General features: G+C 64.4%; 14 protein-coding genes. 5 read left to right on the plus strand and 9 right to left on the minus strand.

Features of this window, described 5'->3' with window-relative positions; translation table 11 throughout:
- Positions 1 to 55: 55 nt before the first annotated feature.
- From rnhA to ispH, 3 genes are read right to left on the minus strand one after another with little or no spacing between them, the layout of a single operon-like run.
- Entirely contained in the window at positions 56 to 532 is a 477-nt protein-coding gene (gene rnhA / locus EHO51_RS09185; RefSeq protein ID WP_124738632.1) for a ribonuclease HI, read from the minus strand.
- Positions 529 to 1,494, minus strand: a complete 966-nt coding sequence (thrB, locus tag EHO51_RS09190; RefSeq protein WP_124738633.1) for a homoserine kinase — start codon at positions 1,492 to 1,494, stop codon at positions 529 to 531. Before thrB ends, rnhA begins: the two co-directional genes overlap by 4 nt.
- Positions 1,495 to 1,523: 29 nt before the next feature.
- Positions 1,524 to 2,492, minus strand: coding sequence for a 4-hydroxy-3-methylbut-2-enyl diphosphate reductase (gene ispH / locus EHO51_RS09195; RefSeq protein ID WP_124738634.1), 969 nt, complete (start codon positions 2,490 to 2,492; stop codon positions 1,524 to 1,526).
- A 102-nt stretch (positions 2,493 to 2,594) separates the two neighbouring features.
- Between ispH and EHO51_RS20520 the strand changes: the two genes are divergently transcribed.
- The 3 genes from EHO51_RS20520 to EHO51_RS09205 all read left to right on the plus strand — a co-directional run bounded on the left by EHO51_RS20520 (position 2,595) and on the right by EHO51_RS09205 (position 5,241).
- A complete protein-coding gene (locus EHO51_RS20520) occupies positions 2,595 to 2,738 on the plus strand; it encodes a hypothetical protein (protein ID WP_164479373.1) in 144 nt (47 codons plus the stop codon).
- Positions 2,739 to 2,789: 51 nt separating this feature from the next.
- The gene (locus EHO51_RS09200; protein WP_124738635.1) at positions 2,790 to 3,659 is read left to right on the plus strand and encodes a DUF937 domain-containing protein; all 870 of its coding nucleotides are present in this window, start codon (positions 2,790 to 2,792) and stop codon (positions 3,657 to 3,659) included.
- A 193-nt stretch (positions 3,660 to 3,852) separates the two neighbouring features.
- Positions 3,853 to 5,241, plus strand: coding sequence for a glutamate--cysteine ligase (locus EHO51_RS09205; protein WP_124738636.1), 1,389 nt, complete (start codon positions 3,853 to 3,855; stop codon positions 5,239 to 5,241).
- A gap of 26 nt (positions 5,242 to 5,267) precedes the next feature.
- Here the strand turns inward: EHO51_RS09205 and EHO51_RS09210 are convergent, their stop codons facing one another.
- Together EHO51_RS09210 and EHO51_RS09215 are read right to left on the minus strand one after the other, a co-directional pair.
- Positions 5,268 to 5,591, minus strand: coding sequence for a hypothetical protein (locus EHO51_RS09210; RefSeq protein WP_109025548.1), 324 nt, complete (start codon positions 5,589 to 5,591; stop codon positions 5,268 to 5,270).
- Positions 5,592 to 5,849: 258 nt separating this feature from the next.
- A complete protein-coding gene (locus EHO51_RS09215) occupies positions 5,850 to 6,608 on the minus strand; it encodes a 16S rRNA (uracil(1498)-N(3))-methyltransferase (protein WP_245434534.1) in 759 nt (252 codons plus the stop codon).
- 122 nt (positions 6,609 to 6,730) lie between these two features.
- Between EHO51_RS09215 and EHO51_RS09220 the strand changes: the two genes are divergently transcribed.
- The gene (locus tag EHO51_RS09220) at positions 6,731 to 7,195 is read left to right on the plus strand and encodes a hypothetical protein (protein ID WP_239754246.1); all 465 of its coding nucleotides are present in this window, start codon (positions 6,731 to 6,733) and stop codon (positions 7,193 to 7,195) included.
- Positions 7,192 to 8,148 (plus strand): 4-hydroxybenzoate octaprenyltransferase, encoded by a 957-nt coding sequence (gene ubiA / locus EHO51_RS09225; RefSeq protein ID WP_124738638.1) that lies wholly within the window; start codon positions 7,192 to 7,194, stop codon positions 8,146 to 8,148. The genes EHO51_RS09220 and ubiA overlap by 4 nt, the downstream gene beginning before the upstream one ends.
- 30 nt (positions 8,149 to 8,178) lie before the next feature.
- On the opposite strand, the gene EHO51_RS09230 is transcribed toward ubiA, so the two are convergent.
- The 4 genes from EHO51_RS09230 to EHO51_RS09245 are packed head-to-tail and all read right to left on the minus strand — an operon-like array spanning position 8,179 to position 11,531.
- Complete coding sequence (locus EHO51_RS09230) at positions 8,179 to 8,382, minus strand: hypothetical protein (RefSeq protein ID WP_029650229.1); 204 nt, start codon at positions 8,380 to 8,382, stop codon at positions 8,179 to 8,181.
- A 49-nt stretch (positions 8,383 to 8,431) separates the two neighbouring features.
- On the minus strand, positions 8,432 to 9,619 hold the full coding sequence (locus EHO51_RS09235) for an ABC transporter permease (RefSeq protein WP_205788957.1): 1,188 nt from the start codon (positions 9,617 to 9,619) through the stop codon (positions 8,432 to 8,434).
- Positions 9,616 to 10,545: an ABC transporter ATP-binding protein gene (locus tag EHO51_RS09240; protein ID WP_124738639.1), complete on the minus strand. Its 930-nt coding sequence runs from the start codon at positions 10,543 to 10,545 to the stop codon at positions 9,616 to 9,618. The genes EHO51_RS09235 and EHO51_RS09240 overlap by 4 nt, the downstream gene beginning before the upstream one ends.
- Positions 10,542 to 11,531 (minus strand): HlyD family secretion protein, encoded by a 990-nt coding sequence (locus EHO51_RS09245; protein ID WP_124738640.1) that lies wholly within the window; start codon positions 11,529 to 11,531, stop codon positions 10,542 to 10,544. Before EHO51_RS09245 ends, EHO51_RS09240 begins: the two co-directional genes overlap by 4 nt.
- Positions 11,532 to 11,541 lie beyond the last annotated feature (10 nt).

Below are 11,541 nucleotides of genomic sequence, written 5' to 3' on the forward strand. Positions count from 1 at the left end.
TCGAAGAAGAGTCCTGGTCGATTCTGAAATAGGATTCGTCCGCTCTTCGACAAGGCTATTTTGATGAAAAGCGTGCGCTTGCAGGCGGCCTGCCGGGGAGAAAAGGCGCCATGCCGGCGCGCGCCAATTCGTCGGCGCGCTCGTTCATGTCATGGCCCGAATGGCCTTTGACCCAATGCCAGTCAACGTCATGGCGCTCCGCCGCCGCTTCCAGCCTTTGCCACAGATCGACGTTCTTAACCGGCTTTCGGTCGGCGGTGCGCCAGCCGCGCGCTTTCCAGCCGGCGATCCATGAAGTGACTCCGCTGCGCAAATATTGCGAATCGGTATGGAGGTCCACCGCGCAAGCACGAGTCAGAGTCTCAAGCGCCACGATCGCCGCCATCAGCTCCATGCGATTATTGGTGGTGAGCGGCTCGCCGCCGTTGATCTCTTTTTCGCGATCGCCAAAGCGGAGAATCGCGCCCCAACCGCCCGGCCCCGGATTTCCCGAGCAGGCGCCATCCGTCCAGATCTCGACGCCGCGCGTCATGAGCCGAGGCCATAAGCACGCGCGTCAGGGACGGATTGGTGAAACCGAAGCTTGGCGAGATATTCGCGGGGATCCTTGGGACGCACCAGCGCGCCTGCCGGCACATTGAGCCAGTCGACGTAGCGGGTGAGCAGAAAACGCAGCGCGGCGCCGCGTACGAGCGTGGGAAAGGCCGCGATCTCGGCGGCTGAAAGCGGCCGGAGCCGCCGGTAAGCGTCGAGCAGCGCGGCGCCCTTGTCCGGTTGATAGCGGAGTTCGGCGTCAAAGCACCAGGCGTTGAGGCAGATCGCCAGATCGTAGGCATAAGCGTCGGTACAGGCGAAATAGAAGTCGATCAGGCCTGAGATGCGCTCGCCGAGAAAGAAAACATTGTCGGGGAAGAGATCGGCGTGAATGACGCCGCTCGGCAGATCCCGCGGCCAGTTGCGCTCTAGATGATCGAGTTCCGCGTCGACGAGCGCGCCCAATCCGGTCGCGACCTCTTCCGCGCGCGACGCGCACGTCGAAAAAAGCGGCCGCCATCCCTCGATGGAAAGCGCGTTGCGGCGCCGCTGCGCGAAATCGGCGCCGGCGAGGTGCAGTTGCGCGAGAGTCGCACCGAGCGCGGCGCAGTGCGCCGTCTCCGGGTGGTGGATCGAATAGCCGTCCAGAAAAGTGACGATGACCGCAGGTCGGCCGGCCAGGCGCCCCAGCGCAAGCCCGGCGCGGTTCTTTACCGGCAGCGGGCAGGTCACGCCCCGCGCCGCGAGATGTTCCATGAGGTTCAGGAAGAAGGGCAAATCGGCTTCCGCGACGCGCTTCTCGTAAAGCGTGAGGATGAAGCTGCCGCCTCCGGTATGGAGATAATAGTTGGAGTTTTCGACGCCCTCGGCGATGCCTTTGCAGGAGAGCAGCGGCCCGAGATCGTACGTCGCGAGGAACGCGATCAGCTCCTCGTCGTCAACCAGCGTGTAGACGGCCATGGGCGCCGACCGTTCACTGCGGGCCGCCCTCAGGCGATCGCCCGCAGCTCCTTGGGCAGAGGGAAGGACACGTTCTCGTCGGCGCTGGAGATGGTCTCGACGACAATGTCATAGCGTTCGGCAAATGCGTCCATGATCTCCTCAACCAGAACTTCGGGCGCGGACGCGCCGGCGGTAATGCCGAGCGACGATATGTTGCCAAAAATCTCCCAGTCGATCTCACCCCGGCCTTGCACGAGCTGCGCCGGCGCGCCAGCGCGCTCGGCCACCTCGCGCAGCCGCTGCGAGTTTGACGAATTGGGCGAGCCGACGACGATCACGGCCTCGACATGCGGAGCGACCTCCTTCACCGCAGCCTGGCGATTCGTCGTCGCATAGCAGATGTCTTCCTTGTGCGGGCCCATGATCTTTGGAAAGCGCCGCATCAGCGCGCTGACGATCTCCTGCGAGTCGTCGAGCGAGAGCGTCGTTTGCGTCACATACGCCAGATTCGTTTCGTCATCGAGTTTGAGCCGCCCAATGTCCTCCACGGATTCGACCAGCACCACCGCCCCTTCCGGCAGCTGTCCCATGGTGCCCACGACCTCAGGATGGCCGGAATGTCCAACGAGCAACACCCGGCGGCCGCGCCGCCAGTGAATTTCCGCCTCTCGATGCACTTTGGTGACGAGCGGACAGGTCGCGTCGATGGCGAGGAGTCCGCGTCCCGCCGCTGCAGCCGAAACTGCTTTGGCGACCCCATGCGCCGAGAAGATCACCGGCGCGTTCGTGTTTGGAATTTCGTCGAGCTCCTCGACGAAAACCGCGCCCTTCGCCTTCAGCGATTCGACGACGTAGCGATTGTGAACGATCTCATGGCGCACATAAACGGGCGGCCCAAACTTGGCCAGCGCCCGCTCGACGGCGTCGATTGCGCGCACGACGCCGGCGCAAAATCCGCGCGGCGAGCAAAGCAGTATCTTAAGCGGCGGCTTGGTCGGCCGGGGGTGAACGTTCATCTTCCCGCCTTTTGGCAGAGGCGGCGCGAGGCGGCGAGCCGCTCAAGCGCCAAACGCGGCCATCCGGATCACCCGGCTGAATGCCGGCAAGCAATGTCGCGCATGCGCGACGGTGTCAAGCCGCCGGCGCTGCGCCGATCCGCTGCGGGAGACCCATCGGCGAACGCCGTCAATGCGTTGCTAACGGCGGTGCGCCGCAACACGTTTCCTGCGCCGCAGTCGATTGGCGCGACCGCCGGACTGTGACACCATGACGGCGGGCTCGGCGTCCGGGCTCGCGTGAACGGAGCTGCGCGCATGTCCTATCTCGACGAGATTTTGCAGTCCGCGCAAGGCGGCCAGTTGGTCTCCAATCTGGCTCAGCGCTTCGGCCTCTCCGACGAACAGATGGACCGCGCCATCAAAGCCCTCGCTCCCGCGCTCGAAGTCGGCCTGAGCAACGCCGCCGAACAGCCGGCGCTGTTCGAAAAGGTTTTGGGCGATATCGCGTCCCCGCTGCGCGTGGCCGCCTTCGAAGACCCCAGCGCTGCGCAGGACGTGGACTCTCTGGCCCAGTCGCGACAGCTGCTCGCCGATCTCTTCGGCTCTCCGGCGGCCGCCGGGCGCGTCGTTCAGGTCGCCTCTCGCGAGTCGGGGCTGCGTCCGGATATTCTCTCGCAACTGCTGCCGGTGCTCGTCTCGGTGCTCATCGGCGGACTATTCAAAAATGTGAGCAACCGGGGCCTCGGCGGCGTTCTCGGCCAGCTCGTCAGCTCAGGCGCGCTCGGCTCCATTTTGGAGCAGATGCTCGGCGGCGGCGCGCGCACGCCGCAGCCCGAACCCGCGCCGACGCCTCGAGGCGGCGCAACAGGCGGCGGCGGCCTGCTTGGCGGCCTCTTGGGATCGATCCTGGGCTCTCTGCTCGGCGGCGGCCGCCGCACCACGCCGGATTCTTATGGCGGACCCACAAATGACGCCGGCGGCCTGGGCCGCGGCGGCCCGCTTGACCTCGACCGAGGCGCTGGGCGCTCTCAAGGCCTGCCCGAGGACATGGATCAGGCGTCGATTCAGCAGGCGATCGAAGAGATCAAGAAGACGCTGCAGATCGGACGCAGCGGCGGCGGCGAAAAAGCCGGCGCTCGCTCGGACTTCGAAAGCATTCTCGGCCAGATGTTCGGCAAGCGCTGAGAGGCTGGCCGGCCAAGCTCGGAACGGGGCTCGCCCAAGTTCTAAACGCCTGACGCCCTTCGGATCGCGCGGGCTCGGCCGCAGGCTTGCGCAACGCCCGCTTTCCTGCAATCCATCGGCGCGATTCCTGCACCCGCGAGTCGCGTCCGCGCCGCGATCGCGCCTCTCCTCTAACACGGAAAACTCCCCGTAGATGGCCCGCGACGTATCCGACACGACGCCGATCACGTCGCGCAACATGTTGGTCGAATGGCTCGAAGCCGGCTCCAAGACGAGCGGCGCGCCGCTGCTTATCGGCACGGAGCACGAGAAGATCCCCTTCTATGCGGCCGACGATTCGCCGGTCCCCTATGAGGGCGCCGGCGGCCGGGGCGGCGTGCGCGCGCTGCTTGAGGGCTTGCGCGACACGCTCGGCTGGGCGCCCATCCTCGACCGGGATACGCTGATCGGCCTCTACCAGTCCGATGGCGGCGGCGCGATTTCGCTCGAGCCCGGCGGACAATTCGAACTCTCCGGGGCGCCGCTGGCCGACGTTCACGCCACGCATGACGAGCTTGACGCGCATTTCGCGGCCCTTGCGCCCGTGGCCCGCGCGCTTGGCGTGCGCTTCCTCGATCTGGGCGCAAGCCCCAAATGGTCGCGCGCGGAAACGCCGACCATGCCCAAGCAACGCTACGCCATCATGCAAGCCTACATGCCGAAAGTCGGCGCGCTCGGGCTCGATATGATGTTTCGCACCGCAACCGTGCAGGTCAACATCGACTTCGTCGACGAAGCCGACATGGTTCAAAAAACGCGTGTCGGCCTCGCTTTACAGCCGCTCATCACCGCGATGTTCGCCAACTCGCCATTTCTCGACGGCAAACCGACCGGCCGGTTGTCGCAACGGTCCTATATTTGGCTCGACACAGATCCTGACCGAACCGGCATGCTGCCCTTCGCCTTCGAGAAGGGATTCGGATTCGAACGCTACGTCGACTATGCGCTCGACGTGCCGATGTATTTCGTCAAACGCGGCGACGTCTATCACGACGTGGCGGGAGCGAGCTTTCGGGACTTGATGGAGGGCCGGCTTCAGCAGCTGCCTGGCGAGCGCGCCACAATGTCCGACTGGGCCAATCACCTCTCGACGATCTTTCCGGAGGTGAGGTTAAAGACCTATCTCGAAATGCGCGGCGCGGACGCAGGGCCTCGCGCCCATTTCACCGCCCTTCCCGCGCTTTGCGCCGGTCTCTTCTATGACTCCGCCGCGCTCGATCAGGCGCGCGAACTGACGAAGGGGTGGAGCGCCGCCGCGCGTCAGGCGCTACGCGCGGATGTGCCCGGTCTGGCGCTCGATGCGAGGATCGAGGGCCGTAGCTTGCGCGACGTTGGGCGCGACGTTCTCGCGCTGGCGAAAGGCGGCTTGCGCCAACGCGCCCGCCTCGACGCCAAAGGGCGCGACGAAAGCGTTTTTCTCGCGCCCCTGGAAGCGATTATCGAAGACGGACGCACTTTGGCCCAGCGGCGCTTGGACGCCTATTACGGCGGGTGGGGACAGTCGATCGACGCCGCCTTCACCGATTGCGTGCTTCCGCAATAGTATGGGAGCCGGCGCCGACGCGATGGTTAGCGTGGGAAGAGGTCGTGCAGCCCGAAGGGCGCCATCGGCGGCAGCGACGAGCGCGCAGCGGCATGCTGCATGCCGTCACGACGCATATCCGTGTAACCCAATGGGGCGACGGGGGTGCGGGGCATAGAGACGCGGACGTGGCCGCCGAGCCGAACACAACCGTTTGACCCCGCGACCGCGACATAATCGGCGCCATATCGCGCGCATTGGCTGACATTATCGGCATGCGCCGGCGCAACGGCGATGACCGTGAGCGCGATGGCGCCGAAAAAGCCCGCCGGCAGAAGACGGTTACTGCGGCTGATGTTGTCTAGGGTCATGAGTTTTGGGCCTCATTTCCGAAAGTTCGCGCGCGTCGCGCGAGATTTCAGGAGCCTTGCGATCCCGACAATGTCTCGATACGCCGTAAATGCGCTGGCGGCGACGAGAACCTCCTCGCCTTCGAGCGGCGCATTCCCGGCGCTGCAATCCAACTAGAGCCAAACATCGTGGCAGGATCGTGTCTTGGACGCTCACTGGCGAAACCTGTCGGCGCCATGTGAGAATTACGCTTTATTTTCTATTTATTTATTTTTCGTTTAGACGGCGGCCGCCGCGACCCAATCGCCGATTGCGGCCTGGACGATCGCCAGAGCCGCGACGGCGGCGGTGTCCGCGCGCAACACGCGCGGTCCGAGCGAAAGCCGCGCGACGTTCGGCAGACCGGCGATGGCGGCGCGTTCGGCGTCATCGAAGCCGCCTTCTGGTCCAATGAGCACGCTCACGCCCTCTCGCGCCGTGCGGCCCTTAAGCGCGTCCAGCGGATTGGCGAGCGCGGCGCGTTCGTCACAAAACACGAGGAGCCGACTCGCCGGCCAACGGGCTATAAAATCAGGGAGTTCGACGGCGGCTGCGACTTCGGGCACGGCCAGCACGCCGCATTGCTCGGCGGCCTCGATGACATTGGACTCGAGCCGCCCCGAATTGAGCCGGCGCACCTGCGTTCGGCGCGTCATCACCGGCAGGAGACGGCCGGCGCCCATCTCAGTGGCCTTCTGCGCCATGTAGTCGAGCCGCGCCTGCTTTAGAGGAGCGAAACAATAATCGAGGTCGGCGCGTTCGGTCTGGGGGCGTAGCCGCTCGCCGACGCGTAATCTTGCGGAACGTCGCGAGACATTCGCGAGCGTCGCGCGAAATTCGCCGTCGCGGCCGTTGAAGACATGGATCGCGGCGCCCTCCCGCATGCGCAGGACATTGAGCAGATAGTTCGCCGCCTCAGCTGAAGGCGCGAGTTCGACATCCGGCGCGAGATCGTCACGAACGAACAAGCGCTGCGCAGAAAAATCGTAAGCTGACACAATGGCTTCCCAAGCGGAGACGCGAGCGCGAGGCGCGCTCGCCATGAAGCCGCCGCTTTGTTGCGTGCAGGTTCGCCAAAACTTGCGTCGCCGGCAAGCCTGCTGGTAATGCTGCGAGCCTGATGAGCGGACCAAAACACATGATCATCGGCGCTGTCGATATTTCCCGCGCTGTCGCGGGGCTTTCGCTGTTTGCGATGCTGCTCGCCTCGACCGGCGCGCATGCGCAAGCTTGTCAAGAAGACTTCAGGAAGCTCACCGAGAAGCGCATGGCGGGAATCGAGGCGCTCAACAATCTGGGAAAGGCTGGCAAGGGCAAGATGGATCCCGAAGCCGCCTGCCCCGCGGCGAAACGTCTCGTCGCCGTCGAAACCGAGATGATGAATTACATCACCAAGAACAAGGAATGGTGCAACATTCCTGACAATGTCGCCGATGGCTTCAAGGAAGCGCGCGCCAAGACTCAGGGCTTCGCGTCGCAGGCCTGCGCGGCCGCAGCGAAGATGAAAGAGATGCGCGATCAAGCGGCGGCTGGGGGCGGCGGCGGTATGATGGCGCCGCCAAAGTTGCCTGCCGGACCGCTGTGAGCGTAAGGCGAAGCGGCGATTCGGCGGGGACGACCGCGCTGCCCGACGCTATCGCGAATCATCCGTTACTGCGCCGCGCGCCGCCAGCATTCCTGCCCTATGTCCAGCTTGCGCGCCTCGACCGGCCCATCGGCTGGTGGCTGCTGCTGCTTCCCTGCTGGGAATCGAGCGCGCTCGCCTCCGCGTCGATGCGCGAAGGCCCCAACGTCTGGCACTTGGCGCTCTTCTTTATCGGCGCTGTCGCCATGCGCGGCGCGGGCTCGACCTATAATGATTACGTTGATCGCGAGATCGACGCCAAAGTCGAGCGCACGCGTCTACGACCGCTCGCCAGCGGGCGCGCGACGCCTGCGGCGGCGGTGCGCTTCCTCGTCGCCCAATGCCTCGTCGGGCTCGCAGTGCTTTTGTCGTTCAACGGCCTCACGATCGCGCTTGGGCTGATATCTCCGCTGATCGTGCTGATTTATCCCTTCGCCAAGCGCTTCACGTCCTGGCCGCAGGCGATCCTCGGATTAGCCTTCGCCTATGGCGCGCTGCTCGGCTGGACGGCGCGCATGGGCGAACTCGGCGCGCCGGCGCTTTTTCTCTATGCGGCGGCGATCTCATGGACGATCGGCTTCGACACGATCTATGCGCTTCAAGATCTGCGTGACGACGCGATCGTCGGCGTGCGCTCCACGGCGAGATTGTTCGGTCCGCGCGTGCAATTGGCGGTCGGCGCGCTCTACGCCGTGTCCGCCGCATGCGCCGCCTTCGCCGTTTTTCTGGCGGGCGGCGGATGGCTCGCCTACGTCGGGGTCATCGCCTATGCGGCGCATCTCGCCTGGCAGACCGCGCAGACCCGACAAGATGTCGCGCCGATCACCGCGCTGCGCCTGTTCCGCTCAAATCGCGACGCGGGTCTGCTGCTGTTCGCAGGTTTTTTTGCGCAGAGCCTCGCCTTTCTTTTCTAGAGGTCGGGCGACGCGCGATGCGGAACTGCTCTACTTCTCGAGTTCCTTTTTCCTGTCGAGACAGGAATCGATTTGTTTTTTGTCGAGCTCCCAATAAGAGCCGCCGCAGAGCGCCTCGTAGCGACTGCTGACGAAGAAGGACCAGACATAATAGACGGTCAGCACCACCGCGGCGACGGCGGCGATTTTCATGATGATGTTGAATCGCGTTTCCGCGTCTTGGGTTTCCGACATTGTTTGTCTCCGCGCCAATGTTAAGCCGCCGAAAATTGGGCCGTCAACGTCAGTCCAGCGTCTGCCGGAAGCGCATCACCGCGACGCTCATCGCAACAAGCGTGAAGGCCGCAAGCGCGCCGGCGTCAACGGCGAGATCGCCGAAGTTAGAGCCCTTCAACATCACCGAGCGCACAATGCGCAGATAATGGGTGAGCGGCAGCGCCTCACCCGTATATTGCGCCCACATCGGCATCCCGTGGAAAGGAAAAAGGAAGCCCGACAGAAGCATGCTCGGCAGAAAAAAGAAGAAGGTCATCTGCATCGCCTGCAGCTGATTTACCGCGACGGTCGAGAAAGTGTAGCCCACCGACAGATTGGCGACGATAAAAAGCAGAGTCAGCACGCTGAGCGTAAAGAGCGAGCCGACCACCGGCACCTGAAACAACAAGGAAGCGACGATGAGGATCGTCGACATCTGCACGGCGCCGACGACGACATAAGGAGCGATCTTGCCGAGCATGATCTCGACCGGGCGCACCGGCATGGCGAGCAAGGCCTCCATCGTTCCGCGCTCGATTTCGCGCGTCACCGACATCGCCGTATACATCAGCATCGTCATGGTCAAAATCGTGCCGATCAGTCCGGGCACGATATTGCGGCGCGTCTCTCCAGCCGGATTGTAGCGCCGATGCACGCGGATCTCGTAAGGCGGCGCATTCTGCGCAAGCGACGCCAGCGGTCCGGTCAGTTCACGGTCGAGCGCCTGATTCGCGGCGCCGAGCGCGGCGGCGACCGCGCCCGAGGTCGCCGTCGGGTCCGTGGCGTCGGCGATGAGAAGCAGTGCCGGTTTTTCGCCGCGGACGAGCTGGCGAGAGAAATCGGGCGGAATTTGAATGACGAATTGCACCCTGTTCGAGAGGATCAATTTGTCGGCGTCGGCCTCGCCGCGCGCGACATATTTGATGTTGAAATAATCGGTGGCGCGCAACGCGCCGATCAGCGCGCGCGCGATCGGACTATCATCGCCCGTCAGCACGGCCGTCGGCAGATGTTTGGGATCGGTGTTGATCGCATATCCAAAGAGCATCAGCTGAATGATCGGAATGCCGACGATCATCGCAAAGGTCGGCCGGTCGCGCCGAAGCTGAATGAATTCCTTGACGAACATCGCGACGAAACGCTGCCAGGACTGGGCGAGCGCGCCGCGTCGCGCCGGACGGGGAACGACGCTCGGCAGGCCTTCCTGCGTGCTCACTGGTCGGCTCCAGCGCGCGTCATCAAATCAATGAACACGTCTTCGAGCGACGGCTCGTCGCGTCTCCAATGATGAAGCCCTTCGGCGCTATAGCGCTCCGCGACGCGTTCCATCGCGGCTTCATCGCGCCCGCCGACGTGCAGCGCCGAGCCGAAGCGCGCAACCATGTCCACGCCGGGTTGACGTTTCAATTGGCTGCTGAGCGGATCGAGACCCTCGCCCGTCACCACCCAAGTCGAGAGAATCGCGCTGGCGATGATCTCCGGAATCGTGCCCGAAGCGAGCAGCCGCCCATTGGCGATATAGGCGATCCGGTGACAACGCTCCGCTTCGTCCATGTAGTGCGTCGAGACGAGCACCGTTAAGCCTTGCGTCGCCAGATGATGGATCTCGTCCCAGAAGTCGCGTCGCGCCTTGGGATCGACGCCCGCGGTCGGCTCGTCGAGAAGGAGCAGCGACGGGCCCGGCAGAATGCACGCGCCAAGCGCCAGCCGCTGCTTCCAGCCGCCGGACAGTTCGCCGGCGAGCTGATCGGCGCGCGCGACGAGCCCCAGCCGCTCCAGCGCGCCCTGAGCCGCATCCTCCGGCGCTTCGAGGCCGTAAACCCGCGCCACAAATTCCAGATTTTCGCGAATAGTGAGATCGCGATAAAGCGAAAAGCCCTGCGTCATGTAGCCGACGTAACGCTTGATCTCCTCCTGCTGGCGGCGAATGTCGTAGCCAAGACACCTCCCCTCGCCCGAATCGGGCGTCAGCAGGCCGCAGAGCATGCGGATCGTCGTCGTCTTGCCGCTGCCGTTCGGGCCGAGAAAGCCCTGGATGTGACCGCGCGCCACCTGCAGCGTGAAATTGTCGACGACCTTTTTGGCGCCGAAGAATTTGGTCAGCCCGCGCACGTCGATCGCGATGTCGCTGTCGACGCTCATTGCGCCGTTCCCGTCGGCTCGGGCGCCGGCCTGACGGCGACCGGCATGCCAAGGGGCAGCGCGCGCGCCGCGCCTTCCAGCCGCGCTTCGGCCTTAAAAACGAGTTTCGCGCGCTCCTTGTCGCTAAAGATCACGGGGGGCGTATATTCCTGCCGGCTGGCGATATAGCTAACGCGCCCAAAGAGGTCGTCGGCGCAGCCGTCGCAGGTGACGCGCATCCGTTCGCCCAGCGAGATCTTCGGCAGCTCCGGCTCGGAAACGAAGAAGCGCACCTTGCGATTCTCGGGCGGCAAGAGCGCCACGACCGGCTGACCCGCGTTGACGATCTCGCCGGGGCGGAAAAAAATGTCTTGCACGACGCCATCGGCGGGCGCGACCACGCTCTGGCGCGTGATGCGGATGTTCAGCGCGTCGAGTTGCGCGCGCGCCTGCTTCAGGCTGGCTTCAGCGGCTTCAATCTCCTGCGAGCGACTTGCCATGCGCGAAGCCTGAACCTGCCGGCGCGCTTCCTCCACGCTGGCCTCATCGCGCGCGCGGGCCATTTCGGCGCGATCTAGCGCAGCCTTTGCGACATGACCTTTGGCGTATAGTTTTCGTTGCCGCTCGTAATCAGCGCGGGACAATTCGAGGGCGGCCTCGGCGCGCTCCAGCGCGGCCTGCAAAACGGCGATCTGCTCGGGCCGATTCATCGCCGCGCGTAGGTTTTCGACTTGCGCCTCGAGTTGGGCGAGGCGCGCCGACGACTCGTCGCGCATGCGATCGAGAAGCGTCGTCGACATCGTGAACAGCGGATCGCCCTTTTTAACCTCGGCGCCGGCCGAAACCGCGAGGCTCGCGACCCTCTCGGTCTCGTAAGGGCCGATGTAGAGCATCTCTCCTTCGACATAGCCCAGAAAGACGTCGGCGGGAGTCGCCGGACGATAGGCGACGCGCCAAACGACGACGGCAAGGAGCGCCAGCGCAATGAAGACCGCGAGACGCTTCATGCGGCGGGGG

Source organism: Methylocystis rosea (assembly GCF_003855495.1).
Classification (GTDB): Bacteria; Pseudomonadota; Alphaproteobacteria; order Rhizobiales; family Beijerinckiaceae; genus Methylocystis; species Methylocystis rosea_A.

Bases quoted from the DNA above. Each gene is read 5' to 3' on its own strand.
- EHO51_RS09200 (WP_124738635.1), top strand. From the start codon at position 2,790: ATGTCCTATCTCGACGAGATTTTGCAGTCCGCGCAAGGCGGCCAGTTG.
- ispH (WP_124738634.1), bottom strand. From the start codon at position 2,492: ATGAACGTTCACCCCCGGCCGACCAAGCCGCCGCTTAAGATACTGCTT.
- EHO51_RS09220 (WP_239754246.1), top strand. From the start codon at position 6,731: ATGAGCGGACCAAAACACATGATCATCGGCGCTGTCGATATTTCCCGC.
- EHO51_RS20520 (WP_164479373.1), top strand. From the start codon at position 2,595: ATGCGCGACGGTGTCAAGCCGCCGGCGCTGCGCCGATCCGCTGCGGGA.
- EHO51_RS09210 (WP_109025548.1), bottom strand. From the start codon at position 5,591: ATGACCCTAGACAACATCAGCCGCAGTAACCGTCTTCTGCCGGCGGGC.
- thrB (WP_124738633.1), bottom strand. From the start codon at position 1,494: ATGGCCGTCTACACGCTGGTTGACGACGAGGAGCTGATCGCGTTCCTC.
- EHO51_RS09245 (WP_124738640.1), bottom strand. From the start codon at position 11,531: ATGAAGCGTCTCGCGGTCTTCATTGCGCTGGCGCTCCTTGCCGTCGTC.
- EHO51_RS09230 (WP_029650229.1), bottom strand. From the start codon at position 8,382: ATGTCGGAAACCCAAGACGCGGAAACGCGATTCAACATCATCATGAAA.
- EHO51_RS09240 (WP_124738639.1), bottom strand. From the start codon at position 10,545: ATGAGCGTCGACAGCGACATCGCGATCGACGTGCGCGGGCTGACCAAA.
- rnhA (WP_124738632.1), bottom strand. From the start codon at position 532: ATGACGCGCGGCGTCGAGATCTGGACGGATGGCGCCTGCTCGGGAAAT.
- EHO51_RS09205 (WP_124738636.1), top strand. From the start codon at position 3,853: ATGGCCCGCGACGTATCCGACACGACGCCGATCACGTCGCGCAACATG.